Source organism: Thalassotalea algicola (assembly GCF_012932965.1).
Lineage (GTDB): Bacteria > Pseudomonadota > Gammaproteobacteria > Enterobacterales > Alteromonadaceae > Thalassotalea_F > Thalassotalea_F algicola.
Map to the genome: position 1 here is coordinate 61,191 of NZ_JABBXH010000009.1, position 26,813 is coordinate 88,003.

Annotated in this window: 18 protein-coding genes and 1 tRNA gene; 10 read left to right on the forward strand and 9 right to left on the reverse strand. The window is 39.3% G+C overall.

All coding sequences use genetic code 11. The annotated features are described in order from the left end of the window. Positions 1-107: 107 nt before the first annotated feature. Positions 108-689, reverse strand: a complete 582-nt coding sequence (locus HII17_RS18260) for a DJ-1/PfpI family protein (protein WP_169076809.1) — start codon at positions 687-689, stop codon at positions 108-110. A 107-nt stretch (positions 690-796) separates the two neighbouring features. On the opposite strand from HII17_RS18260, the gene mfd reads away from it, so the two are divergent. The 3 genes from mfd to HII17_RS18275 are packed head-to-tail and all read left to right on the forward strand — an operon-like array spanning position 797 to position 6,211. After that, complete coding sequence (gene mfd, locus HII17_RS18265) at positions 797-4,279, forward strand: transcription-repair coupling factor (protein ID WP_169076810.1); 3,483 nt, start codon at positions 797-799, stop codon at positions 4,277-4,279. Between the two features lie 47 nt (positions 4,280-4,326). Then, entirely contained in the window at positions 4,327-5,931 is a 1,605-nt protein-coding gene (locus tag HII17_RS18270) for a CsiV family protein (protein WP_169076811.1), read from the forward strand. After that, a complete protein-coding gene (locus HII17_RS18275) occupies positions 5,924-6,211 on the forward strand; it encodes a DUF1244 domain-containing protein (protein WP_211185417.1) in 288 nt (95 codons plus the stop codon). Before HII17_RS18270 ends, HII17_RS18275 begins: the two co-directional genes overlap by 8 nt. A 71-nt stretch (positions 6,212-6,282) precedes the next feature. Here HII17_RS18275 and cysB read toward each other — a convergent pair whose 3' ends face one another. Next, complete coding sequence (gene cysB, locus HII17_RS18280; protein ID WP_169076812.1) at positions 6,283-7,257, reverse strand: HTH-type transcriptional regulator CysB; 975 nt, start codon at positions 7,255-7,257, stop codon at positions 6,283-6,285. A 282-nt stretch (positions 7,258-7,539) separates the two neighbouring features. On the opposite strand from cysB, the gene HII17_RS18285 reads away from it, so the two are divergent. Beyond that, positions 7,540-8,310: a hypothetical protein gene (locus HII17_RS18285; RefSeq protein WP_169076813.1), complete on the forward strand. Its 771-nt coding sequence runs from the start codon at positions 7,540-7,542 to the stop codon at positions 8,308-8,310. A 146-nt stretch (positions 8,311-8,456) separates the two neighbouring features. Continuing rightward, positions 8,457-8,798 carry a ribosome recycling factor family protein gene (locus HII17_RS18290; protein WP_268969182.1) on the forward strand — a complete coding sequence of 114 codons (342 nt, stop codon included), beginning with the start codon at positions 8,457-8,459 and terminating at the stop codon, positions 8,796-8,798. Positions 8,799-8,912: 114 nt separating this feature from the next. On the opposite strand, the gene topA is transcribed toward HII17_RS18290, so the two are convergent. After that, positions 8,913-11,555, reverse strand: a complete 2,643-nt coding sequence (gene topA, locus HII17_RS18295) for a type I DNA topoisomerase (protein ID WP_169076815.1) — start codon at positions 11,553-11,555, stop codon at positions 8,913-8,915. 409 nt (positions 11,556-11,964) lie between these two features. Between topA and HII17_RS18300 the strand changes: the two genes are divergently transcribed. Next, entirely contained in the window at positions 11,965-13,074 is a 1,110-nt protein-coding gene (locus tag HII17_RS18300) for an arginase family protein (protein ID WP_169076816.1), read from the forward strand. A 69-nt stretch (positions 13,075-13,143) separates the two neighbouring features. On the opposite strand, the gene HII17_RS18305 is transcribed toward HII17_RS18300, so the two are convergent. After that, positions 13,144-14,895 (reverse strand): DEAD/DEAH box helicase, encoded by a 1,752-nt coding sequence (locus tag HII17_RS18305; protein WP_169076817.1) that lies wholly within the window; start codon positions 14,893-14,895, stop codon positions 13,144-13,146. A 289-nt stretch (positions 14,896-15,184) separates the two neighbouring features. Beyond that, positions 15,185-17,473: an Ig-like domain-containing protein gene (locus HII17_RS18310; RefSeq protein WP_169076818.1), complete on the reverse strand. Its 2,289-nt coding sequence runs from the start codon at positions 17,471-17,473 to the stop codon at positions 15,185-15,187. A gap of 191 nt (positions 17,474-17,664) precedes the next feature. On the opposite strand from HII17_RS18310, the gene HII17_RS18315 reads away from it, so the two are divergent. Further along, positions 17,665-19,002 (forward strand): dicarboxylate/amino acid:cation symporter, encoded by a 1,338-nt coding sequence (locus HII17_RS18315; protein ID WP_169076819.1) that lies wholly within the window; start codon positions 17,665-17,667, stop codon positions 19,000-19,002. 62 nt (positions 19,003-19,064) lie between these two features. Here HII17_RS18315 and HII17_RS18320 read toward each other — a convergent pair whose 3' ends face one another. Beyond that, positions 19,065-20,117, reverse strand: a complete 1,053-nt coding sequence (locus HII17_RS18320) for an AI-2E family transporter (protein WP_169076820.1) — start codon at positions 20,115-20,117, stop codon at positions 19,065-19,067. A gap of 120 nt (positions 20,118-20,237) precedes the next feature. On the opposite strand from HII17_RS18320, the gene HII17_RS18325 reads away from it, so the two are divergent. After that, positions 20,238-21,143: a TIGR01777 family oxidoreductase gene (locus HII17_RS18325; protein WP_169076821.1), complete on the forward strand. Its 906-nt coding sequence runs from the start codon at positions 20,238-20,240 to the stop codon at positions 21,141-21,143. A 27-nt stretch (positions 21,144-21,170) separates the two neighbouring features. Here the strand turns inward: HII17_RS18325 and HII17_RS18330 are convergent, their stop codons facing one another. Both HII17_RS18330 and HII17_RS18335 read right to left on the reverse strand, forming a co-directional pair. After that, positions 21,171-23,672 carry an ABC transporter permease gene (locus HII17_RS18330; protein ID WP_169076822.1) on the reverse strand — a complete coding sequence of 834 codons (2,502 nt, stop codon included), beginning with the start codon at positions 23,670-23,672 and terminating at the stop codon, positions 21,171-21,173. Beyond that, complete coding sequence (locus tag HII17_RS18335) at positions 23,665-24,387, reverse strand: ABC transporter ATP-binding protein (RefSeq protein ID WP_169076823.1); 723 nt, start codon at positions 24,385-24,387, stop codon at positions 23,665-23,667. Before HII17_RS18335 ends, HII17_RS18330 begins: the two co-directional genes overlap by 8 nt. Before the next feature lie 25 nt (positions 24,388-24,412). Here HII17_RS18335 and HII17_RS18340 point away from each other — a divergent pair, with 25 nt between their 5' ends. Together HII17_RS18340 and HII17_RS18345 are read left to right on the forward strand one after the other, a co-directional pair. Continuing rightward, on the forward strand, positions 24,413-25,012 hold the full coding sequence (locus tag HII17_RS18340; protein WP_235938950.1) for an arylesterase: 600 nt from the start codon (positions 24,413-24,415) through the stop codon (positions 25,010-25,012). After that, entirely contained in the window at positions 25,012-26,595 is a 1,584-nt protein-coding gene (locus HII17_RS18345; protein WP_169076825.1) for a cation:proton antiporter domain-containing protein, read from the forward strand. Before HII17_RS18340 ends, HII17_RS18345 begins: the two co-directional genes overlap by 1 nt. A gap of 124 nt (positions 26,596-26,719) precedes the next feature. On the opposite strand, the gene HII17_RS18350 is transcribed toward HII17_RS18345, so the two are convergent. After that, positions 26,720-26,795 (reverse strand) — tRNA-Glu (locus tag HII17_RS18350). Positions 26,796-26,813 lie beyond the last annotated feature (18 nt).

Consider the following 26,813-nt stretch of genomic DNA (forward strand, 5'->3'; position numbering starts at 1 on the left):
GTTCCATTGGCTTTGCTAAGCTTTACATTGCTTTACGCTTCTTTACTTAAGCCGTATAAAAAACAGCCATAAAGTTAAGCATGACATTATTGGCCGGTGGGTATGATTTACTCTACAAGTGTGCGGTCAAACTCCATTTGCTTTGCTGTGTTATCAGCTAAATGCTTATCATAAATTCGTTCAACTAAATGCAAGCTCATATCAATTCCTGCGGAAATTCCAGCAGAAGTGACGATATTACCTTGCTCTACCCAGCGAGTATCTTCTATCACATCTAATGCAGGGAAAAGACAACGTAAATCATCTATATCATCCCAATGCGTAGTCACTTTTTGATCTGTTATAACTTGAGCTTGAGCAAGTAAAAAAGCACCGGTACACACTGATGCTATTATTTTTACTTGTTTACTTTGCTCAGCTATCCACTCGATAACAGGCATGTTGGTTATTTGCTCGTAATGTACACCGCCAGCGATTATGAGAACATCAAGTGTTGGATGCTCATCAATGCCATAATTACTTTTCACTTGGTAGCCTGCACGAGCAGTAACAAGACCGGCTTTTTCACTAATTAGAAACGTAGTAAATCGTTGCTCACTACTTATCCGTTCAGCCGTCGAAAACACTTCGAATGGCCCTGAAAAATCAAGTACTTCCGCATTATCGTAAATAAAAATACCAACCTTCATATAAATATCCTTTTTAAGCTTATTGCTAAGTTGAGAATCAATCTTGTCATGTTACACTAGCGCACCGAGAAACCTTATTCTATAGACGAAGATTTAGCCTACTATTCATGAGTAATTTCACCCCCTTATTGGCACCACAATTAACCCAAACTACGACTGATAAATCAGATAAAAAAGAATGGGTAAACCTTCCCGGTTCTAGTGCTAGCTTAGCCTTATATCAGGCTGCTCTTAAAGAAGAAATGCCAATATTGGTGATAACGCATGATACGCCGTCTGCCATTCACCTCGAACAAGAGGTATTAAGTCTAAATATAGATAACTCGGTAGACGTTTGCTTATTTCCTGATTGGGAAACACTGCCATACGATAGCTTTTCGCCTCACCAAGATATTATTTCACAGCGCTTAGCTACACTTTATGCGCTTTCCCGAATGAGCAAAGGCATCGTAATCGTGCCTGTCACAACCTTGGTTCAACGTTTATCACCTAAAAGCTACATTGACGCTAATACACTATTAATTAAAAAAGGGGATAAAAAAGATCTTCATCAATTAAGAATAGAATTAGAAGCTAGCGGCTATCGGAATGTTGACCAAGTAATGGAGCATGGTGAATTTTCTGCTCGCGGCGCAATTATCGATCTGTACCCTATGGGCAGCGACGCGCCCTATCGTCTCGACTTTTTTGATGATGAAATCGAAGAGATCCGCCTATTTGATCCAGAGACTCAACGCTCAAGCGATAAAGTAGCATTAATAAATTTATTACCAGCACATGAATTTCCAACAGATACTGACGGCATCAACCTATTTAGAAGCCAATATCGAGAGCAATTCACTAGCACCATAGATAAAGAATCAGTTTATCATCAAGTCAGCAACGGTATTATGCCGGCAGGGATTGAATACTATTTACCGTTATTTTTTAACGACACAAATACGTTATTTGATTATTTACCTCAAAATATTCTTCCTTTTATTTTTGGCGACATAGAAGACGCATTGACGCATTATTGGCATGATATAGATTATCGTTATGAAGATAGGCGGTATGATCCAACACGTCCTTTATTGCCACCAGAAAAACTATTTCTTTCAGTTGACCAATTATTTTCAGCACTTAAACCGCTAAATCGTATTACCGTAAGTCCGGCTAAGCCTCCACGCAAGAAAGTTTCACATATCTTATTTGAAACTGAACCCGTACCAGAATTAGCAGTTGATCATCAATTAAAAGAGCCATTTTCTGCACTTAATCAATTTATGGCCAGCAACAAGAAATCGCGCTTCCTTTTTGTAGCAGAATCACAAGGACGACGTGAAAGCGTTTTGGAGCTATTAAAACGCAACGAAATAAAGCCCGAACAGATTAATTCTTTACATCAATTTGTCGAAGACACCACCGCTATTGCTATCACGGTAAATGCTCTTTCTAGTGGCTTTTGCTTTAAAAATAATGGTGAGAAAATTGTTGTTATTACAGAAGCCGAATTACTCGGCGATAGAGTTAAACAATCACGTCGACGCAGTAAACAACAAGATGTACAAGCCGATGCTATTTTTAAAAACCTTGCGGAGTTAACCTCGGGGCAACCTGTTGTTCATATTGATCATGGTATTGGTCGCTACCTTGGTTTACAAACCATCGATACCGGTGGAATTACAACAGAGTTTCTCACACTAAGCTACGCCAATGACGCTAAGCTCTATGTACCAGTTGCTTCTTTACATCTAATTAGCCGCTACTCTGGAAATGACCCAGAGCATGCCCCACTTCATAAACTAGGTAATGACACTTGGACAAAAGCTAAGAAAAAAGCTGCAGAAAAAGTGAAAGATGTTGCTGCAGAATTGCTTGATGTTTATGCAAAGCGTGCCAGTAAGAAAGGCTATCAGTTCAAGCGCAATAAAGAAGATTACTTGTCATTTGCTGATAGCTTCGGTTTCGAAGAAACCTTAGATCAAGAGCAAGCTATACATGCTGTTGTTAGCGACATGCTAGATAAAAAGCCGATGGATCGATTGGTATGTGGTGATGTGGGTTTTGGTAAAACGGAAGTGGCAATGCGGGCCGCTTTTGTTGCGGTAAATGATGGAAAGCAAGTTGCCTTATTGGTCCCGACAACCTTGCTCGCTCAACAACATTATGACAACTTTAGGGATCGTTTTGCTAACTGGCCGGTTTCAATAGAAGTTTTGTCTCGATTTAAAACCACAAAAGAACAAAACGCGGTAATTGAAAAAGTAGAAAGTGGTCAAATAGATATTCTAATAGGCACTCATAAGCTTTTACAAAATACGATTAAGTACCACGATTTAGGTTTACTCATTGTTGACGAAGAACACAGGTTTGGTGTTAAACAAAAAGAAAAAATCAAACAACTTCGTAGCGACATAGACATATTGACACTTACTGCGACACCAATTCCAAGAACGCTAAACATGGCGATGGGTGGAATGCGTGATTTATCCATTATCGCGACCCCTCCTGCAAAAAGGTTAGCAGTGAAAACTTTTGTTCGTCAACGTGAAGATGCCTTAATACGAGAGTCAATTTTACGTGAAATATTGCGCGGTGGTCAGGTTTACTTCTTGCACAATAATGTTGATACCATTGAAAAAACAGCAAGAGATCTTGAAACGCTAGTACCAGAAGCAAAAGTTGTTACCGCTCATGGACAAATGAGAGAGCGCGAACTTGAGCGCATAATGAGTGATTTTTATCATCAACGATTTAATGTGTTGGTGTGTACCACAATTATTGAAACAGGTATCGACGTACCGAGCGCTAACACTATAATTATGGATAGAGCTGATAACCTTGGTTTAGCACAATTACACCAACTAAGGGGCCGTGTTGGGCGTTCTCATCACCAAGCATATGCATACTTATTAACGCCACACGAAAAGCGCATGACCAAGGATGCTAAAAAACGTTTAGAAGCCATTGCTTCGCTCGAAGACTTAGGCGCAGGCTTTACATTAGCAACTCATGACTTAGAGATTCGTGGTGCAGGCGAATTACTCGGTGAAGATCAAAGCGGCCAAATGAGTCAAGTTGGATTTAGCTTATATATGGAAATGCTCGATCAAGCAGTCGCTGCACTAAAGTCGGGTAAAGAACCATCTTTAGAAAACTTAACCGCGAACCAAGCAGAAGTTGATTTAAGGATTCCTGCGCTATTACCTGATGATTATATCTTCGACGTAAGTTTACGCTTAAGTCTTTATAAGCGAATAGCTAGCTGCACCGACAAAGAATCCCTTGATGAAATTCAAGTTGAGTTAATTGATCGCTTTGGTTTATTGCCACAGGCGACAAAGAATTTAGTGCATATTGCCAAACTAAAATTAAAAGCTCAAAAGCTTGGTATTGCGCGAATTGAAGTTGGACCTGCCAGCGGTTCTTTAGAATTTAGTGATGAGACAAAAGTCGATCCAGTAAAAATAATAGGCTTAATTCAACAACAACCAAAGACCTATAAGCTAGATGGCGCAAACAAGCTTAAAATTGTTAAAGCGACAGAAGATGCAGCGCAAAGGTTTTCTTTAGTAAATTCAATTTTAGCTGAACTTACAAAGCGTTAATGCTATCTGTTATGATGACCAACATAATGAGACTAAAAAGTATAAAAATGAAAGCAGTTTCGACAATTTCAGCAGTTAGTATCGCAATGTTACTAAGCTATTCAGGGCAGTCAATTGCTGCCGTAGATAAACGCTGGTTTGAAGTTGAAGTAATTTTATTTAGTCAGCTTGGCGATAAAAGCAAGTTACTTGAAAACTTTCAAGGTGATGCAGAGTTACCGCGTTATCGCACGGTAATAGATTTGCTCACCCCTTACCTTCAACCAGATTCAACATCATTGAGATTACAGTTACCTGAATGCAACACCGGTAATTATAGAGAAAGTCTTGCGAGTCAGGCCAAACTACCGCAATTGCACAAAGAAAAGTCTCTAGTTGAAATAGAGGAAGCTTACCTAAACGAAGAGAGTGGAAATATTTCAAACGTTAGTGGCCCACTCGCTGCTGATACAAGTGCGACTTTGCTGTACCCTAATGAAGGTGGTATTGAAGAAGCTAACTCAGCAAACGATAAAACAACAGTAAATGGCATGGTAAATGATGCTATTCAGCCGCCTAACGAAGGTGAAAATAAACCACTAGCTTCCTCTGAAATTGATTTATCAGCGCTTGATGCTGAACAGTCGTCAGCAGAAATTGAAATTGAAGACGAATTAGTCGGATTAACCGAGAAAGAACTAACATTCATCAGCCAAGCAGAGCAAACTTTCAAGGAAGAGCCGCTCAGTTTCGATTACCAATACAGCGTTACTTCCCGAGACGCACTATGTCAAAAAGTATCAATAAGTGATACTAGCACCATAAATGACTACCTAGCTGCAGCTAATGTAAATTATAGCAATAGCTTTCCTATTGATTCATTTACTGGTCGTGTTGATGGTAATGAGTTTATCTACACTGATGAGCCTTATTTAATTGACGCTGACTCGCTCAAGTTAAAGGACATAACCCTACAGCTACGTCGTAGCAAAAACTTTAAGCCTTTACTGCACCTAGGATGGCGTCAACCACTAACAAATAGAAAAAAACCAACTAGGGAACCAGCGATACGTTTATTTAGTGGTAAACACTACCAACAAGAATATAGAACATCGCAGCAAACGTTTGCATATCAATCGGCTCTTGATGCATTAAACCAAGTACTAAGTGATAATAATGATGACGCTTCACATATTGCCGATAACAATGAATCAAGTATTGCGTCAGTCGAATCGTCAGAAATGTTATCGATGCTTGTTGATACACTCGAATCCAAAGCTATTACACTTGAGCAAACAATCGAAGAATTAGACTCTCCGCGCTTGTACGAACAAGTTGTAAGTGAAAATGAAATTACCCTTACACCGCCAATTGCACCGAATCAAGATTGGTTTTTAGACGGGTATTTTAAGCTTCACCTCAATCACTATTTGTTTATTACTGCAGATTTCAATATTGCCGTTCCCAATAACAAAGCCAATAAACAATTAAACGAAAAGAATGTGCCATTTAAACTGATCCCGTTTAAGCAAAACAAACGAGTGATCAGTAAAGAAATTCACTATTTTGATCACCCTTATATGGGCATGGTCGTGCAAATAAGACGCTATAAAAAACCAGAGCCTGAGCTAGAAATTACCACTGAAGAGATAACAGAGAATAACAATGGATAAAGAAACTGAAATTCAAGCCGCCGTATTTCGACGCCTATTAGCACATCTAGATAGCCGAAAAGACGTTCAGAATATTGAATTAATGAATTTGGCAGGTTTTTGTCGTAATTGCTTTTCTAAATGGACAGTAGCTGAAGCTGAAAAGCTTGGTGTTTCTGTTGATATCGAAACTGCAAGAGAAAGTGTATATGGCATGCCGTATAGCGAATGGAAAGAAAAACACCAAACACCCGCTACACCTGAGCAATTAGCTAAATTCAACGAGCTTAATAATAAATAATTACAGTAATAAAAAAGGCTGCATTAGCAGCCTTTTTTATTACTCATTAACCATTCTTCCTATTTGCTGCATTACTTTACCGGCAACTCAATATCTGCCAATAGTTCTTCTATTTCATGATTATTTTTCAATAACATAGCACGAGTAACTAGATCTCGATTAAGGTGCGGGGCAAAACGCTCAATAAAATCAAACATGTAACTGCGTAAGAAGGTGCCACGTCTAAATCCAATTTTTGTTGTACTTGCCTTAAATAAGTGACTTGCATCAAGCACCACCAAATCGCTGTCAGCCTCAGGATCCATTGCCATTGTTGCAATCACCCCTATTCCAACACCTAAGCGTACATAAGTTTTAATAACGTCAGCATCTGTTGCAGTAAACACAACTTTAGGTTCACAACCAGCGGCATTAAACGCTTTATCAAGCTCCGAACGACCGGTAAAACCAAATACATAAGTGACTAAAGAGTATTTGGCGATATCTGCAATTGTTAGGTCTTTTTTATTAGCCAGAGGGTGGTCTTTTCTTACGATAATACTGCGATTCCAGTGATAGCACGGCAACATAATTAAGTCATTGTACAAATGAAGTGACTCAGTCGCGATGGCAAAATCTGCATCGCCTTTGGCTGAAGCTTCACTAATTTGTTGCGGCGTCCCTTGGTACATATGCAAAGAGACCTTAGGAAACTTCTTAATAAAACCTTGAATAACATCAGGTAACGCATATCGTGCTTGCGTGTGAGTAGTCGCAATTCTAAGCTTACCTTCATCAGGTTGTGTATGCTCGCGTGCAACTGCTTTAATTGATTCTACTTTACTCAATATTTCTGTCGCGATATTGATCACTTCATGACCAGCCGAAGTAACATGAGTCAAGTGCTTACCACTTCGGCCAAAAATTTGTATTCCCAATTCGTCTTCGAGCATACGAACTTGTTTACTAATACCGGGTTGAGAAGTGTAAAGACTTTCAGCGGTGGCTGAAACATTGAGGTTATTGTTTAACACCTCTACAATATAACGTAATTGCTGCAGCTTCATCGTTTATTCCATTACTACATATATTTCTATTCTTTTATTCCAAAAATATATACTGAACGACAGTAATATTCCATATGATTTTTAAAATTATTTAATTTATAACTAAAAGCTTAGCAAAAAATGACAATTATGCTTGTTAATTAACATGCGATTAACGTTAAACATATATTCTCTCTGAAAATTCGAATGTTTTTCTAGAATTCAGATATTTAGCGCTATGCTAATGAATACAATTTTTGTAGACTGCTAAATTAGTAGACATTTTTTGATTGAGAAAGAAACATGATAGCAATAATTGTCGGTTTGATTGTCGTACTCATTATAATTGTAGTGGTCGTCAATGCCATCCAGCAGCATAAAGAAAAAATAGAATCAGAAAAACGTGCGCTTGTTGCTAAACAAAAAGCCATAATTGATGAAACAGAAGAGCTCATCTTGAATATGGCAATGTTGCCGGAAAATCCTGGCCTTATTGAAGTATTAAATCGTCGCAGTTTGAACGCAGCTAAACAGATGCTGAAAATTATGCCCGATTTAAAAGGCATAAAAAATAGAATTCAAGACTTAGAATCTAGATTGCAAGCATCTTCAGACTTAGCAGCAAATCAAACGGCACCTGCTGATAAATTTACACTGCCTGATAATGAACAACAATTAGTACAAATTTTACAATGTATTAAAAAGTTAAGAATAACCTTGAAGTCTGAACAAACCAAAGGTGTGTTAGATGCTCAAACGTTTATGCAACATGATGTTCGTTTAGATTCAATGCAAGTTAAAATTAATATTGAAAGCTTATTAAAGCGCGGCAATACAGCTTACTCGAAAGAAATGCTTGGCTCAGCTAGACAGTATTATGAAAAAGCACTTGCCTCGGTATCTAATGCAACCAATCAAAGTGAATATATTCAATCTAAGCGTGCTGAAATTGAAGAAAAGCTCGAAACTATTACTGCGGAGCTTAAAAATACTAACGCTAAAGATGCGGCTAAAAAAGCGAAAAGCGAAGAAGATGATTTGGATATGCTATTTCAACCTAAAAAGAAATGGTAATTTAATCGCTAATTATAAAAACAACCAGCAATTTGCTGGTTGTTTTGGTTTTAGCTTTAGGTAATTTTTTTTATACTAAAACCTATACTAAATGTTACCGTGATTGCGACCTAAAATTGAGTAAAGCTAAAACAAATACCATTATCTTGCCATCGTTTCTTCGAAAGACGATGAAAGCATATGCGCTTAAGGCCCATATTAGAGAAGCGGGCTGTGAATTAACTCGTGTTGGTCGCTCTCGCAATTGGAAGCTCACTGCTACTCGACAACAACTTCTTGCCATTATTGAAATCATCGAACAAGCGCAAGAATCTAGCTGGTTATGGTTAGCAAAACATTTACGAAAGCAGCAAGAGGATATTACCTACGATGAACTGCTACATGTTGCCAAACAACAAGAAGGTATTACGGTAAATCAATTGGTTGCCAAAACTGATTGTACTGCGGCTCAAGCAAGGCGTGTAATAGACGAATTAGAATTTATGTAATACCACTTAGCTAGAGCTTACCAAAGCTCTTAAAAACAAAAAAAGCGCCTTTATGGCGCTTTTTAACTTAAAAGAGTCAACCTATTTTCAGGCTGTACACTTTACAGAGTTATATTATTTTTTCTTCTTTTTCGCGGGAGACTTTTTCGTTTGCTCTTCTACCCACTTTCCGTCGATATATTTAGCGACCCAACCCGTTGCTTTACCTTCTACTTCAGTCATTACATATTGCTCTTTAGTTTTACGACTAAAGCGTACAACAGATAAGTTTCCTTCAGGATCTTTTTCTGGTGCATCAGCTAAATAATAGAACTTAGAAGAAATACGGTCTCGAAAACGTTTTAGCTCTGCCACTTTAGGAGCTCTTGTCTCTCTCGAGCGAGGGAATGTACTTGCCGCTAAGAAAATACCCGCGGCACCATCTCTTAACACAAAGTGAGCATCCGACTTTTCACACGGCAACTCTGGCAATTGCACAGGATCTTCTTTTGGAGGAGCTGCTTCACCGTTTGCCAGTAATTTACGGGTGTTTTTACAGTCTGCATTTGTACAGTCAAAATACTTACCAAAGCGTCCTGATTTTAATTCCATATCGGATTGACAACGATCACATTCCAACACAGGGCCATCATAGCCTTTTATCTTAAAATCACCTTTTTCAATCTCGTATCCATCACAAACAGGGTTATTACCACAAACATGCAGTTTACGTTTTTCATCAATTAAGTAACTGTCCATTGCTGTCGAACACTTAGCACAACGGTGCATAGCACGTAATGCTTCTGTTTCTTGGTCTTCGGCTAGAACGCTAACCGCTTCTTCACCAGCCGTTAAGTTCATTGTTGTTGTACAACGCTCTTTTGGTGGTAATGAATAACCAGAACAGCCTAAGAAAACACCTGTTGACGCAGTTCGAATACCCATTTTACGGCCACACGTAGGACAATCGATATCAGTTAATACCGGTTCATTGTTACGCATACCACCTTCATCAGATGGTTTGTCCGCATTTTCTAATTGTTTCTTAAAGTTTTTATAAAACTCATCGAGTACTGTTTTCCACTCAATTGAACCTTCAGCTATATCATCAAGCTCCTGCTCCATATCGGCGGTAAAACCATAACTCATTAAGTTCTTAAAACTTTCAGATAGGCTATCGGTAACTATTTCACCCATTTTTTCTGCGTAGAAACGTTTTTTATCTAAACGAACATAACCACGGTCTTGAATGGTCGAAATAATAGATGCATAAGTCGATGGACGGCCAATGGAGCGCTTTTCTAACTCTTTAACTAGTGATGCCTCACCAAAGCGTGCTGGTGGCTTAGTAAAGTGTTGAGAAGGCGATAGCTTATCAAGCGTCACTGACTCACCAACAGCCAAGTCTGGTAAATGCTTGTCATCACCTTTGTTTAATTGCGGATGAACTCTTGTCCAACCGTCAAAACGCATAACTCGACCTTTTGCTTTTAGGTCGAATCCTGCCGCTGAAATAGTTAATGTTGAAACATCATAGCGAGCAGCTGTCATCTGGCAAGCAACAAACTGACGCCAAATTAACTCATATAATCGCTTAGCGTCTGCGTCGACATCGTTTATCAACGCAGCTTCCAATTTAACATTCGATGGTCGGATCGCCTCATGCGCCTCTTGCGCATTACCTTTACTTCCGTAGGTTTTAGGTTTTTCAGGCAAGTAATTCTCGCCAAATGTCTCACCAATATAATCTCTCGCCATTTTTACAGCGTCAGCACTTAAATTGGTTGAATCAGTACGCATATAGGTAATGTGCCCAGCTTCATATAACCGCTGTGCTAGACCCATAGTACGTTTTACACCGAAACCTAATTTAGTACTGGCGGCCTGCTGCAACGTAGAAGTAATAAAAGGTGCTGAAGGTGAGCTTTTTGAAGGTTTATCTTCTCGTTTTGCTACGGTATATGCCGCACTTTCTAATAGTGAAATTGCACTTTGTGTATCTGTTTCATTAGTAGGCTTAAACGGCTTACCATTTTGATGAGTGACATCTAATGTTAGTGCTTCTTTGCCTGACGTTGTCGTATCTGCACTAATTTCCCAAAATTCTTCAGGAACAAATGCTTTAATTTCTCTTTCTCTTTCAACAACAAGTTTTACCGCTACCGACTGAACGCGCCCTGCAGATAGACCTCTAGCTACTTTCTTCCACAATAAAGGGCTTACCATAAACCCAACAACACGATCTAAAAAGCGACGCGCTTGTTGTGCATTTACACCAGGCATACTTAATTCACCAGGTTGAGCAAATGCCTGTTGAATCGCGTTTTCTGTAATTTCGTTAAACACGACTCGGCGGAACTTGTCATCGTCACCACCAATAATTTCTTTTAAATGCCAAGCAATCGCCTCTCCTTCTCTATCCAAATCGGTTGCGAGATAGATAGTATCTGCTTTCTCGGCTAGCTTAGTTAACTCATTAACGACTTTTTCTTTACCCGGTAAGATTTGGTAAGACGCCTTCCAGTCTTTATTTGGGTCAATACCCATTCGATTAACCAATGCTTGACGATCACGCTTCGCTTTGTATTTGGCTTTTGCTTCAGGCGACATTTTTCTCACTTCTGCCGCTGGCTTCGTTGCTACTTTTTTACCGGTACTACTCGTTGGCAGATCACGTACATGACCCACACTAGATTTTACGATAAAGTCTTTACCAAGGTATTTGTTAATCGTCTTCGCTTTGGCTGGCGACTCGACGATTACCAGAGATTTTGCCATATATTCTAATTTTCCTGCTTTAACAGCTTATATTTTTATGCAACAACACTTTTAAGTATGAATAAAAAGTTAACCTTTATGCGAGCTATATACGGCTTAACTTTTAACACTTTTTGCATTAATTCTTTGTAAAAAACGTTTAGATAACTATTAGTAGGTATATCTATAATTATGCAAGGTGACAAGTAAATATTTAATTATGTTCACCTAAATACCTTATTTCGCTATAATATTCGCCACTTTTTCGCGCATCATAATCGACTTTGCCGAAAATTTTAAGAGGCTAATAAGAATAAAATTGAATCTGCTAGATTTAAAAGCAAAGTTTTCAACAATAAAAGCCCTTAAATAGGTCAACTTCTTATGAACGTCTACAACCTCTAAAGATTGAAACAACAAGAGCGACACTATGACAGGTTTTAACCAAGTATTCTTAGACAAAATTACTCAATGCCTTTGCCCTCCTGGCAATGGTGTATTTACCGTTAACACAGCTAAAGAACGTAAAGAACAATTGCATAAGGCTTTGTATGGCTTTACCACAGATATTGATGATTTATGGCAACGTGCGCTTACAAACTACAACGGTGAAGATAAAGCTGTTCTTTTAGGTGTTGCTTCTGACTGTGGCGGCGGTATTCTTAGAGGCGCTAACTGGGGGCCATTATTCTTGCGTTCAACGCTATTAGAGCAGCATAACGAATTAAAATATTTTGATATGGGTGATATTCGAGTTATCCCTCACCTACTACATGATAAATACTTAAATGATGCAACTATTAGCAATTGTCGTAAAGCGCTCTATGGAAATGAGCAGAGTGATTTACCCATTAGTCCGCTTTCGATTACTGAAGATGTCTTACACGACTTCTACGCGCAAAACACCGACAAAGGTATATTTGCCATAGGTGGCGATCACTCAGTCAGCTACCCGCTTACCAAGGCATACTTACAAGCCAAAAAGGCACAAGGCAAGCGATGTGCAATTATTCACTTTGACGCCCACACAGATTTATTAATTGAACGTTTAGGTATAGATCTATGTTTTGGCAGTTGGTGTACCCATATACTAGACGACTTACATGCACCACATCACTTAATTCAAGTCGGCATTCGTTCAAGTGGTAAACCTAAATCGCACTGGGAAAACACGTTTGGCGTAAAACAGCATTGGGCAAATGAAGTACGTGAGTTGGGTATAGATCGCGTTATTAATAATATTAAAGCTCAGTTGGCCAACGAAAATATTGATGAGTTATATGTTAGTTTTGATATAGACGCTTTAGATGCAGAGTTCGCTTCTGCTACAGGCACGCCAGAAGATGATGGATTAACGCCTGAAGAAGCAATGAAAATTTTAACCTCACTTTCTAAGCTATACCCAATAACAGGTGGCGATATGATGGAAATTGCACCATTTACGGATAGTTCAGGAAAAGGAGCGGTAAGTGCTGAAAAGACGCTTAAAGTGGGCGCCGAAATATCAGCCTTTTTAATTGAACAAATTAATCAAATGTAAATTTTACAAAACATTAAAAAAAGGAGCGTGTAGCTCCTTTTTTTATATCAAATCAACTAGCCAATAAAACTAACTTGAACGACGCTCTCTACGCTTAGGTCTTTCTGTTGAAACTGGCGCTTCAGATACTGAAATTTCCAACGCTTGACGTCTAACACGTACACGTTTTAGCTGCTTAAATGATGCGGTTGGCATACCTTTAGGCAATTGCACAAACGTATGGCGTTCATGCAAGTTAATCGCACCAATGTAACTGCTATCCAATGAGATTTCGTTAGCAATAGCGCCAACAATGTCACCTGGCTTAGCACCGTGCTCTTTACCGACTTCTAAGCGATATGTCTGCCAATCTACGTCAGAACGTACTGGTTTTGCTTTACGCTGCGGACGTTCGCCACGATTATCGCGGTTACCTCTTGCATCTTTATTATCGCGACGACGTCCGTCACGGCCTTTGTCATTGCGATCATTAAAGTCTCTGCGAGGCTTAGGATCTTCTTTAGGTTGCAATGGCTGTTTTATTTGCTTCAAATAAAGTAACGCAGCTGCAAGCTCTGTCATTGAAACTTCTGACTCATTTGCCATTGATTCAATGATTTCCTGCATGCCGTTTAATTCTTTATTGGCAATTAATTCTAACAATTCAGTTTTCGTTCTAGCGACACGTGCCTTACCAATTTCTTGAATACTTGGTAATTCGAAACTATTAATTACGCCAGAGGTTAAACGCTCATAATGACGAAGCGAATACATTTCACGTGGGCGAACAAACGATATCGCTGTACCACTACGACCAGCACGACCTGTGCGACCAATACGGTGTACATATGACTCGTTGTCACCTGGTAAATCGTAGTTAACGACCAAATCAATGCGTGGAATGTCAAGGCCACGAGCAACAACATCAGTTGCAATTAAGATTGAAGACTGGCCTTTCTTTATTTGATCAACTGTTCTTTCACGTTGCGCTTGGTTCATGTCACCATTTAATGCAACGGCTGGGTAACCTTGGCGTTCTAACTTTTCAGCAACCTCAACTGTATCATTACGAGTTCGCACGAATATTATCATCGCGTCGTAATCAAATGTTTCAGCAATACGCTCTAATGCTGTTAATTTATTAATGCCACTAACTTTCCAAGCAAATTGTGCAATATTAGCTTTCGCTTTTTTAACGGCTGCAATTTTTACATGCTCAGGATCTTTTAAGAAACGATTAGCGACTTTACGAATCGCAGCAGGCATCGTTGCCGAAAATAACGCCATTTGCGTATTTTCTTGTAAATGCTCAAGGATCCATTCAATATCTTCTAAGAACCCCATATTTAGCATTTCATCAGCTTCATCTAATACACAAAGCTTTAAGTCATTAAGTTTTAAACTCTTACGACGTAGGTGGTCCATTAAGCGACCAGGAGTACCAACGACAACTTGAGCACCACGCTCTAGTTGCTGAAATTGCGGTCCGTATGATTGACCACCGTATAGCGTTGCTACACGTAATCCTTTGATGTTAGTTGAAAATGATTCAATGGCTTCCGCAACTTGAATGGCTAATTCACGCGTTGGTGCTAACACCATCAATTGCGGTTTACGTAAATTAGTATCGATTGCACTTAAAGCGGGCAAGCTAAATGCTGCGGTTTTACCCGTACCAGTTTGTGCTTCACCTAATACGTCACGACCTGCTAACAAAGGAGGAATAGTCTGTGCTTGAATAGCAGTAGCAGATTCGAAACCTAAGTTCGTTAATGCAGTTAAAATATTTTCAGGCAAGCCTAAAGCGTCAAAGCCGACAACGGCATTGTTCTTATCAGTCATAAATTTTAATCTCTTGGCAGGAAGTCCTGCAATACAACAATGAGGAAACCACCAAGGAGACTTGAGGCACATTCGATAGGTCAGCGCATTCGCTGAACAAGGCAAGTCTATAAGGCGGATATAACCCCTACTTAATGTCGATTTGACCAACCAGTCATAATCGAGGCGCGAATTATACACACCTATACATAATAAACAAGCAAAACAGGTTTTTTATTATTTTTTATTTGCTAAGAGAAAATAAAAAAGCCCCTTATATAGGGGCTTTTCATATTAAATCAAATCGACGTTAATCAGGCACACTACAATTAGCTCTTAAGCCAAACGGACCCCAATTACTAACGTTCGACATAGGTGGAGCTACATCTTCATTACTTACATCTTCACCTGAAACCGGCAGACTGTAGGTCGTTTTCACCGAACTTTCAGTACCAGATACCTTACCAGACACAATCAAGTTGATATCCACCCAATTGCCATAACTTTGAGCGTAAACTAAATCTATGTTTACTTTACCTTCATCGTCGGTAATTGCTTCAACAACAACAGTATTATCATTTTCAACAGAAACAGTTAATAACGAAGCAACCACATTACCCGGCGTTAAGAAACCGTTGTTATTAGTATCTTCACCTGGATCTAATATGCCGTCACGATTCACGTCTTCATTCGTACAGTAATGAGTACCATTGGTCGCAACTTCTCCACGCGTCTCCCAACGAATAAACTCATCACCGTCGTAAATACGTACCCACTGCCCTTTATAATAACCTTCTGGCACTGAGGAAATTGTTAATTTTTGACCTACTACCGGATTACCATCGGCATCAGTGACAAATGCAATAAACTGTTTAGTGTATGTTGTAACATTATCTTGAATTTCATTGCCTGTACCTAACGCAATAAACAACTCTCTATCTGCCACCGTCAACGTAACAGTATCAGATTTATCTTGCTGATCTCTTACGGTCGCCGTAATAGCAACATCATCTTGGGCTGACACGGCGTTTGAAGTGTATACTGTAGAAGCATTACCACTACTATCGGTAACCGCACTTGCAGGGAAAATACTACCGCCGGTGGTATCACTTAAATTAAAGTCAATGACTTTGTTTTTAACTAAATTCCCATTTGCATCTTTTACTATTACAGAAATAGTAGAAGTTTGACCACTTGGGCCAATTGAGCTTGGCGAGGCTTGCGCTATCACTGTGTCTACAGACTCTGCAACAAATTCAAACTCTAAACTATTGCTTAAAACAACATCACCATCAGTACCGGTAAAGGTTACAATCGCATCGCCAGCATCTGAGGAGTTAACTGTAACTGATACGGTACCATTAGTGATTACCCCCTGGTTAGAAGGTAACGTACCACGAGTAGTAGTAAACTCGACAACAGTTCCATCGGCAACAGGAGTATTTGAACGGTTCCAAGTTAGCGTAACTGTCGCCGTATCAGATAGTAGAACATCTGGTAACGTAATTGCACTTGATGGGTTAATTATCGTACCGTTACCATCATTAAATGAAGTAAAGGTAAACGAGTCCGCCTGCACAGAAACACTTTTAGTTGTAGTAGCACCTAGCGTCGAAGCAACTATGCTATTTGAGCCACCTGAATTACCAACAATACTTACTGTAGCTTGACCTGATGCATCCGTAATAACAGAATCAGGAATAGTGATATCAGCTACCTCACCGCCAGCTTCAGAAGCTTGTCCAGAAAGTGACAAAGCCACTTCTGCACCAGCAATTCCCTCACTATCAGAATTAACAACATTGATAATAAAAGTATTAACATCACCTAATGCTAAAGAAGAAGAACCCGTTAATTGAACATTGGTACCAACAACAAACACGTCAATATCGTCACTAACAGTACCTTTAATAGCTGTAACTTTAATCGTCCTATTCTCTGGGTTACCTTGAGTACGTAAAATTGCACTTGCTTGACCATTATCGCCAGTTACAGCATTGGTCACTTGAATTTGACCTGAATCTGAAGAAAACGCCAACGTAGCATCTTTAACTAAGTTATTGTTCCCGTCCTTTGCAATTGCTGTGAGCAGCACTTCTTGCGCACCACTCGACGCTAACTGCTGAGCATTTGCTATTAACGTTATATCAGCAACTTCAGGCCCTTCGACAATAACTTCACCATCACCAGCGCTGTTAAAAGCAATTGTATTAGTGACTGTTTCTGAATCAATTGAAGCGGTTATTGTGCCACCACCTGATTTAGTACCAACTAACAATTGAATCTCTACTATACCTTCACTATTAGTCGTAGCAGCACCATTTTCTGGTGAAAGATAAGCAAGGCTACTATCACTAACTAAAAATGACACTAATTTATTTGCCACGGCATTTGAACCGTCCATGACAGTCGCGGTTATAGTTACAGGGTTTTGTTCTGACACAGTATCACTGGATAATGCGAGTGATATTGTTAGGTTATTATCGTCACCATCACCTGGGTCAGGATTCCCTCCGTTACTTAGACCTCCATCACCACCACCACAACCAACTAAGGTTAATAGCACCATGGCAAAACTTAAGCGTCGAAACAGTTCCATACTGTCATCTCCATGAACGTTTTTATTATAAATCTTCCCCATCTTAACTGATAAATAACGAAAAGGTCACTACCAAAATGCAAAAACCCTTTATACTTACGCAATTAATTTAGTTTTTTCTGGTAAATATAATTGTTACTCTTAGTAATTAATGACTTATCAATAACAATAAATGGTTTTTAAACATTATTATGACAACAGAAACTCACTCTAGCCTAACCCGTCGCATTGTTACCGGCATGATTGCGGGCATATTAGTAGGTAGCGCCCTACAATGGTTAATGCCAAATGGCTCTGACTTTTTAATTCCACTTGGTTTATTCGACTTTTCATTCAGAGGTTTTTTTGTCGATGGTGTCTTTGAGGTTATCGGACAAATCTTTATATCAAGCTTACAAATGCTAGTAGTTCCGTTAGTCTTTGTATCCTTAATTTGTGGTACATGCTCACTTAAAGATACCACTAAACTTGGTAAAATTGGCGGTAAAGCCGTCGGTCTCTACCTTATCACTACAGCAATCGCGATTAGCTTTGCTATTTCTTTAGCACTACTGATAAGCCCTGGCGAAGGCGTAAATATGACTTCTGATTCTACTTTTACAAGTAGAGAAGCACCGTCTTTAGCAACCGTTTTAATACAAATGTTCCCTAGCAATCCATTTACCGCATTCGCTCAAGGCAATATGTTACAGGTCATTGTTTTTGCATTGCTTTTCGGAATTGCAATGGCATTATCAGGTAAAGCAGGTGAGCGTGTTGCAAGCATTTTTGAAGATATGAACGAAGTGATTATGCGCTTGGTGACAATCCTGATGAATATAGCGCCATATGGTGTATTTTGTTTGTTAGCTGGACTTTTCACCGACCTGTCAATCGAAACATTTGGTAATCTAATTGTTTATTTCCTTGTCGTTTTATTTGCTCTGCTAGTACACGGCTTGGTTACCTACCCTATTTTGTTAAAAACATTTACAGGCCTAAACCCTATTATCTTCTTAAAGAAAATGCGCGATACAGCTATCTTTGCGTTTTCAACGTCAAGCAGTAATGCCACATTACCTATTACACTTGAAACTACGACAAAAAAGATGGGTGTAAAAAATTCAATAGCATCATTTACAGTTCCTCTAGGTGCGACAATCAATATGGATGGCACAGCAATCATGCAAGGTGTCGCTACCGTATTTATCGCTCAAGTATTTAATCAAGACCTAACGTTAGTCGACTACTTAATGGTAATACTAACGGCGACTTTAGCGTCTATCGGTACAGCTGGCGTACCTGGTGTAGGTCTAATTATGTTGGCTATGGTGTTAGAGCAGGTGGGCTTACCAGTTGAAGGTATAGCGCTGATTATTGGTGTTGATCGATTACTCGATATGACTAGAACTGCAGTGAATGTAACTGGTGATAGCATGGTTACCATTGTTGTAGGTAAGTCTGAAGACCAATTTGACCAAGAGACTTTTGAAAACCCAGATGCTGGTGCAAAAATCGAAAACATCGACTTTCACCACTTAAAAGATTAATGGTTAGATCTTAAAAACAAAAAAGGCCTTAATGGCCTTTTTTATTGTCTAATCTCATTTAACTATGAAGTAGCTTTAGCATCAACTTCATCCTCACTAGAAAGTAATACCGCTAACCAGCGCCCTTCTTGAGAACTCTCTAGGCCAATTTTAATTATCATCGTCAATGGTACGGACAATAACATTCCCACGGTTCCTAATAACCATCCCCAAAAAATCAACGACAAAAACACGACCAATGTCGATAGTCCTAAACCTTTCCCCATATACCGAGGCTCAATCACATTACCCATCACAGTATTGATCACCATGTAACCTAGGCCAATCCCGCCAGCTGCTGCGGGTCCAAGTTGCAGCACTGCAAGAGACATCGCTGGAACTGCAGCAATAATAGAACCTATATTAGGTATATAGTTTAGTAAAAATGCTAAAACTCCCCACAGCAGGAAGAAGTCTAAACCTATAACCCACAGCATGAATGACACCAAAATACCGGTACCAATACTAACTACTGTTTTAATCGCTAGATAGTGATTTACCGACTCCAAGAATCGATCAATTTGCTTTAAGCGCATTTCAGGATCATCTAATGCGAAATGCAATTTTCTTGGCAATGAAGACGCTTCAAACAGCATAAAGATAACGGTAATGATAATTAAAAATAAATTAGCCATTACGCCGCCAAGTCCACTAAGCATATCTGCAGCTAAACCCATAGCAGCACCAGGATCAAAGTATTCAATTAATACTGCTGACGATATTGAAATGTTATATTCGGCTAACTTGCTAGTTACCCAAGAAAATTGCTCTTTTAGTTGAGCACGATACTCAGGAAGTAAGCCAGACAACTCATTTAACGAGTTACCGACAAGACCAGCAATAGATAACGCGATAGTGACGAACATTACAATAACAAAAATGACAGAAATGCCCTTTGGTATCTTATATTCACTTGCTTTGGCCACAATTGGGTTGCAAATTATCGCAATAAATACTGACAAGAGAAACGGTACCAAAATATTCGTCGCTGTTTTTATCCCCGCAAAAACAATAAAAATGGCTGCAATTACTACCAGCGCCTTTAATATCCCTGTCGAGGTTTCGTTAATTCCCATATAGCTACTAATCCAGTCTAATTTGTAGCTATCTTCTGGTTAAACAAAACAAAAATCAACGAATTTATCTTTTGAACTACACTATAGTTAAACCTCTATTGTCATTAAAAGAGTTAACCTGTGAATGAAAAACTACATTTACTTATAACTGGTGGTACCGGTTTTATAGGCTCGAACTATATAAAACGGTTTCAAAATAAGTATCAAATAACCGTTTTGACTCGCCAGCCAGATACGGCAAACTTACCGAAATCTGTAGCGCTTATAACTTCATTAAATGAACTAGAAAATTTAGATGAGTTTGATGCAATCATCAACTTGCAGGGCGAAGCTATATTTGGAAAACGTTGGAGTCATCAACAAAAAAAAGAACTTGAGGATAGCCGTACTTTTGTCACTCAAACATTATCGACGTTAATACAAAACTCGACAAACCCGCCTATTGTATTTATATCAGGCTCTGCTATAGGTTTTTATGGCAGGCAAAAAAATGACAAAATTGTGGAAGAAGGGTCGAATGAGCCATTTAGAGAATTTAGCCATCAACTGTGTAAAAAATGGGAAAAGGCGGCACTTAGAGCCCACAAAGCAACTCGCGTCTGCTTACTAAGAACAGGTATAGTTCTAGGTATTAACGGTGGAGCACTTTCAGAAATGCTGCCTTCATTTAAGCTTGGTTTGGGCGCAATAATAGCTGACGGTCAGCAAAAAATGTCGTGGATACATATTGACGATGTAATTTGCGCAATTGATTACATTATCACCCATGAATCTTTGGAAGGTCCAATAAACTTAACAGCCCCTAATCCAGTATCGAATGAAATCTTTTCAAAAACGCTGGCTAGCGCCCTCAATAAACCGTGCTTTATAAAACTACCTGAGTTTGTCGCTCGAATAATTTTAGGCGAAGCATGTGATTTAGTGTGTTTTGGCCAACATGTTATACCCAAAAAGTTGCAAGAAGAGGGGTTCGAATTTTATTACCCTTCGATAAAGGAAGCACTGAGTAATTTACTTACTCAGTGATTTAATCGAACGCATACGAAATGTGCGTTACATCGTTCGACGAATAAGCGTAACACTAGACATATTAAGTAATCGCCAACAGCTTATCATCCCCATAACACCAACAAATGTTGCACCTGCAACCATACCAATCCCCCAGTATTCAAGATGAAAACTTGCCGACATTTTGAATACTTGAGTTTGAATAAAGTAAACCGCTATTTCCATTGCCATGCCTGCCATAAGGCCAGCAACTAGCCCTAAACAAACAAATTCCAATAACACGCTATTTTTTAACAAACTCCCTTTAGCGCCTAAGGTACGCAAAATAGCAATCTCACGCTCACGCTCTTCCATACTTGCTTGAACTTGAGCAATAAGCACCAAAGAACCCGCTATAACAACCATTACTAATATAAACTCAATAGCGAGTGATACTTGGTCAATAACACTGCGTAATTGGCCAATCATCGCTTCAACGTCAATCATTGAAATAGTAGGATATTGCGCTAAAAATCGATTAAATGACTGGACTTTTTCAGGCTCTACAAAATGTGAAGAGATATAAGTAGCAGGAAAGTCTGACAACACTTGCGGGTTAAAAATCATAAAGAAGTTAGGCTGTAAAGATTGCCAATCAACCTTCCTAATACTTGTCACTTCTACAACAAAGTTTTCACTGCCTATTTGAAATCCTAGACTATCGCCAACATTAATATCGAGACGCTCAGCAACACCACTTTCTACGGAAACTTGCGCCTTATCTTCCTCTGCGCTATACCATTGCCCACTAATAATTTCATTATTATCTGGAAGGTTTGTTCGCCAAGTTAAATTGAGTTCCCTTCCAACACCACGTCGTTGCTGCTCCGGATCTTTATCTTCTTCTTTAGAGACATCACTAGTCACCGAGTCTTGGTTAATTGCTGTTAAACGGCCACGAACAACTGGATACAAACCACTACCAGGAATAGCTAATTCTTCCATAAATTGATTAACGCTATCGACCTGCTGTTCACTTATATTAATTAAAAACCGATTAGCAGTATTATCTGGAAGCTGCGCCTGCCACTGCCCTATTAAATCGCTACGGATGACAACAATTAGCAACAGCAATTTTATCGCTATTGTAAAGCTTACCAATTGAACACTATTTTCCTTTGCTCGTCTTTTTAAGTTAGCAAAAGCTAAATGCAATGCACGCCCTGATTTACTACCAACGCTTCTTCCTGCACTTACGAACGCTTGACCAAGTACAAGCAGAATAATTGAAACTAACGCTCCGCCTCCCAATAGAACGACACTCTTTAACCAATCACGGCTAAATAAATGCAGCAAGGTATAGAGTGCTAAAATAGCAGGCAACATTTGAAGGTAATGAAAGGTGTTGTGCTCAAATCCACGAATAACCGCTAAAGGTTTAATAGTTACCAATTGTTTAAGTGGCGCAATAGCAAAAGCAACTGAGCAAAGAACACCGGTTATAATTGCTATGACTAACGGCTCCATCATCGAGACGCGAGTGGTTAATTCAAATTGCTCTTGCATGGTATTCAAACCAATTTCTTGCAATACATAGCCAATAAGTAGACCAGCGCCTACGGATATCGCACTGAGTAGCCCCCAGTGTAAAAAATACAGCTTAGTTATATGTCGCTGACTTGCCCCCATAGCCTTGAACACTGCCACCATAGGTTGATGTCGCTGTCCATAACGCCTACTAGCAACAGCTACGGCTACCGCAGCCAACACAATGCCTAGCATGCTAGCTAACGTTAAATATTGCTCAGCAGAATCAAGAGAAGCAGAAAGCGCCGAACGACTTGATTGAATATCATACCAGCGCTGCGTTTCATTGACTTGTGGCTTAATCCACTCTTCAAATTCTTCTATTGCATCAGACTCACCTGCAAATAATGCTTTATAACCTAAACGACTACCCGGTTGAATCAACTCTGTCTTAGGCATGTCTTTGACGTTTAAAATAAGCGCCGGTCCAGAAGTAAACACACTAAATGACGCATCTGGCATTTGCTTTATCACACCGGCGACTTCTAGTGGAGCCATGCCTACTTCAAGGTTCTCGCCAATTGTGATACCAAGAATATCTAGTAGCTTTTGTTCAACCCATATCTGCCCAGGCTTAGGTGCTTTTTGCTCTTTCACTCCACCTTGAACATTTTGAATGAGTAGTTCACCTCTTAAGGGGTACTTATCACCAACCGCGCTAATTTCCGCTAATTGTAATTTGTCATTAGCAAATACCATTGACCCCATTTCGAGCTTAAGTGCTGATTCCAAACCGAGCTCATCACTTTTTGCCAAGATACTCTCTTCAATTGGCTGCGAAGAACGAAAAACTCTATCTGCCGCAATAAAGCTAGTGCTTTTGCTTAATATTGCAGCCTGAATTTGATGAGAAAAGCCGGATAAAGAAAATACCGTCGCTACTGCGAGCACAATGGCTAGAAAAATAATGGTCAGCTCGCCACGACGAAGCTCATGCCCAAGTAATCGTAGCGACTGCTTGATCCAAACATTGTTACTCATTGACTGTCCTTAACTTACTTAACGTTTCGGCTGAGTCATCAACTAACCTACCACCATCAACAATTACTTTTCGACCACAGCGATCCGCTAGCTTTTCATCATGTGTCACCAAAATTAATGTGGTGCCATTTTGTTTATTTAAGTCAAAAAGCAATTCAGTAATGTGTAATCCTGTTTTGCTATCCAAATTACCAGTTGGTTCATCTGCAAACAAAATATCAGGCTGAGTAATAAACGCTCGTGCTATCGCTACACGTTGTTGCTCACCACCCGACATCTGTGACGGAAAATGATTTAATCTATCGGCTAAATCAACCTGTTCCAGTAACGCTTTCGCTCGTTGTTCTGCATTTGGCAACTGAGCCAACTCTGCTGGTAACATGACATTTTCCAATGCAGTTAAGCTACTGACCAATAAGAATTGCTGAAAAATAAACCCAACATGTTTTGCTCTTATTGCACTTCTTTGTTCTTCATCCATGGTATGAATAGCTTGGCCTTTTAGCTCAATTCGACCACCACTAGGTAAATCTAATCCCGCTAATAAAGAGAGCAAAGTCGTCTTGCCTGATCCCGAGGCGCCAACAATTGCTAACGTTTCTCCTGCGCTAACGGCTAGATTTATGTCGGATAAAAGGTCTAAAATATGGTTTTCCAATGTCACCGATTTAGTTAAATCGCTGACTTTTAAAATAATATCGGACTCTGAATTCATGTTTATACGCACTTCTCAAGGTTTAATGACTATATTACTACTGCTATTTAGTTTTCATGCAATAGCTAATTCTCGTATTTTATTATTAGGTGATAGCCTTAGTGCAAGCTATGGAATGCAACAAGACCAAGGTTGGGTTCACCTATTGAATCAACAACTAGAAACGAATAATTCAGGCTTCCAGATCATTAATGCTAGCATAAGCGGAGAAACGACAGGAGGCGGTTTATCTCGCCTACCGGGAATTCTATCGAAACAAACTTTTGATTATCTACTTATTGAGCTAGGTGGAAATGACGGCCTTAGGGGCTTTCCAACTGATGTAATTAAGAATAATTTGTTACAAATTATCCAATTAGCAAAAGAGAAAAACATACCGGTATGGCTTATGGAAATAAAAATCCCACCAAACTATGGACCAAGATACAATAAAATGTTCGCCAATGTATTTAATGAAGTAGCAAGTGAAACCGAAACTCCTTTACTACCGTTTTTCTTAGAAGCTATCGCTATTGAACCAAAGTTAATGCAAAGCGATGGCATTCATCCAAATATTGAAGCACAACCAATGATAGTTGAATTAATGAATAAAACATTAACTAACGCCATTAAAGGTTTACGCTAGTGGAATTCATTTGGATATTATTTGCGTTTTGCTGTGGTTTAGCCGCTAAACTTATTGCTTTGCCGCCATCAATAGGCTATTTGCTCGCAGGGTTCGTTCTACACTTTATGGGCTTAGAAGCTGATAGTTACCTATCTACGTTAGCTAACTTAGGCATCACCTTGATGCTATTCACCATAGGCTTAAAACTGAACGTAAAAGATCTAACTAAAAATGAAGTTTGGATGGGAGCGTTTAGCCACACCAGCATTTGGCTTATTGTTGTTATCGCTTTTGTAAAATTGATTAGTTTTGTGGGTTTGTATTATTTTGCCTCATTAAGCTTTGAGTTAGCTTTATTAATTGCATTCGCCTTAAGTTTTAGTAGTACGGTCTGCGTCGTAAAATTGCTCGAAGAGCAAGGTGAAATGCGAACTCGTCATGGTAAGCTGGCGATTGGTGTACTGGTAATGCAAGATGTAATAGCCGTTGCATTTTTAGTGATAGCCACAGGAAAACTGCCGAGTATGTGGGCTTTAGCCTTACTCGGACTCTTTTTTGTCAAGCCTCTATTAAATAAAGTCATTGCTTCTGTTGGCCATGGTGAATTAATTCCGCTAACAGGGTTCTTTTTAGCGCTCGGGAGTTATGAATTATTTGAGTTAGTAAAAATAAAAGGAGATTTAGGTGCACTACTCATGGGAATGTTCCTTGCTAGCCATCCTAAAGCCAGCGAAATAAACAAAGCCTTACTTAATTTTAAAGATTTGTTCTTGATAGGCTTTTTCTTGCTTATTGGATTTACGGCATTGCCAACTTGGGAAATGCTAGGCATTGCCCTAGTAATTTGTTTACTACTACCAATAAAATTTGCAATGTTCTTTATGCTGTTTAGTGTCTTAAAGCTAAAAACACGTTCAGCCTTTTTATCGGCAATGGTATTAACAAACTTCAGTGAGTTTGGGTTAATTGTCGCCTCATTGAGCGTTGATAATGGCTGGCTCAGTAAAGAATGGTTAGTTATCTTAGCCTTAACCGTATCTGTTTCGTTTGTATTCACTAATGTGATCTACCGCTTCTCTGAACAAATTTATGCCTTCTACAAACCATTGTTAGAAAAATTTGAACGCAAAACACGCTTAGCTGAAGATATTTTTGTTCAACCATGCAATGCCCCCATCGTCGTTGTTGGTATGGGCCGAGTTGGTATGGGTGCATATAACGCGTTAAGTCATCAAGTAGGTGCTCAGGTATGGGGCCTAGATGCAGACCGAAGCAAAGTAGACTGGCTGAATGAAGAGCATGTGCAAGCATTTTACGGCGATGCTGAATCAAGAGACTTTTGGGAAACACTCGATTTAAGCCAATTAAAACTGGTTATGATCGCCGTTCCTGCAGTGCAAGATGCAATTAATATCACAACCCAGCTGCGCATGGTAAATTATAAGGGGCAAATTGCGGCAATAGCCCGCTTTGATGATGAGCGAGAGCAATTGCATGCATTAGGTATCGATAAAGTATTTAACTTCTACAATGAAGCTGGTGTTGGTTTTGCTGAAGAAAGTTTAGAAATGCTTAACCACAAAGAGCCTGCATTAATCTGATTTAAGCGTCCAAAAATGTCATAAAAGCTAAGCACTGTTTAGCTTTTATGACTGTTTACCAATCAATATTCAATTAAATTTCAGGTAATAAAAAAGCCGACATAACGTCGGCTTTTTTAATTAGTGGCATCCCGTAGGGGATTTGAACCCCTGTTACCGCCGTGAAAGGGCGGTGTCCTAGGCCTCTAGACGAACGGGACACTAAAACTTTAACGAGC

Coding starts and splice junctions, on each gene's coding strand:
- mfd (WP_169076810.1), top strand. CDS start 797: ATGAGTAATTTCACCCCCTTATTGGCACCACAATTAACCCAAACTACG.
- HII17_RS18285 (WP_169076813.1), top strand. CDS start 7,540: ATGATAGCAATAATTGTCGGTTTGATTGTCGTACTCATTATAATTGTA.
- HII17_RS18335 (WP_169076823.1), bottom strand. CDS start 24,387: ATGAATTCAGAGTCCGATATTATTTTAAAAGTCAGCGATTTAACTAAA.
- topA (WP_169076815.1), bottom strand. CDS start 11,555: ATGGCAAAATCTCTGGTAATCGTCGAGTCGCCAGCCAAAGCGAAGACG.
- cysB (WP_169076812.1), bottom strand. CDS start 7,257: ATGAAGCTGCAGCAATTACGTTATATTGTAGAGGTGTTAAACAATAAC.
- HII17_RS18315 (WP_169076819.1), top strand. CDS start 17,665: ATGACAACAGAAACTCACTCTAGCCTAACCCGTCGCATTGTTACCGGC.
- HII17_RS18310 (WP_169076818.1), bottom strand. CDS start 17,473: ATGGAACTGTTTCGACGCTTAAGTTTTGCCATGGTGCTATTAACCTTA.
- HII17_RS18300 (WP_169076816.1), top strand. CDS start 11,965: ATGACAGGTTTTAACCAAGTATTCTTAGACAAAATTACTCAATGCCTT.
- HII17_RS18270 (WP_169076811.1), top strand. CDS start 4,327: ATGAAAGCAGTTTCGACAATTTCAGCAGTTAGTATCGCAATGTTACTA.
- HII17_RS18320 (WP_169076820.1), bottom strand. CDS start 20,117: ATGGGAATTAACGAAACCTCGACAGGGATATTAAAGGCGCTGGTAGTA.
- HII17_RS18340 (WP_235938950.1), top strand. CDS start 24,413: ATGACTATATTACTACTGCTATTTAGTTTTCATGCAATAGCTAATTCT.
- HII17_RS18330 (WP_169076822.1), bottom strand. CDS start 23,672: ATGAGTAACAATGTTTGGATCAAGCAGTCGCTACGATTACTTGGGCAT.
- HII17_RS18305 (WP_169076817.1), bottom strand. CDS start 14,895: ATGACTGATAAGAACAATGCCGTTGTCGGCTTTGACGCTTTAGGCTTG.
- HII17_RS18260 (WP_169076809.1), bottom strand. CDS start 689: ATGAAGGTTGGTATTTTTATTTACGATAATGCGGAAGTACTTGATTTT.
- HII17_RS18275 (WP_211185417.1), top strand. CDS start 5,924: ATGGATAAAGAAACTGAAATTCAAGCCGCCGTATTTCGACGCCTATTA.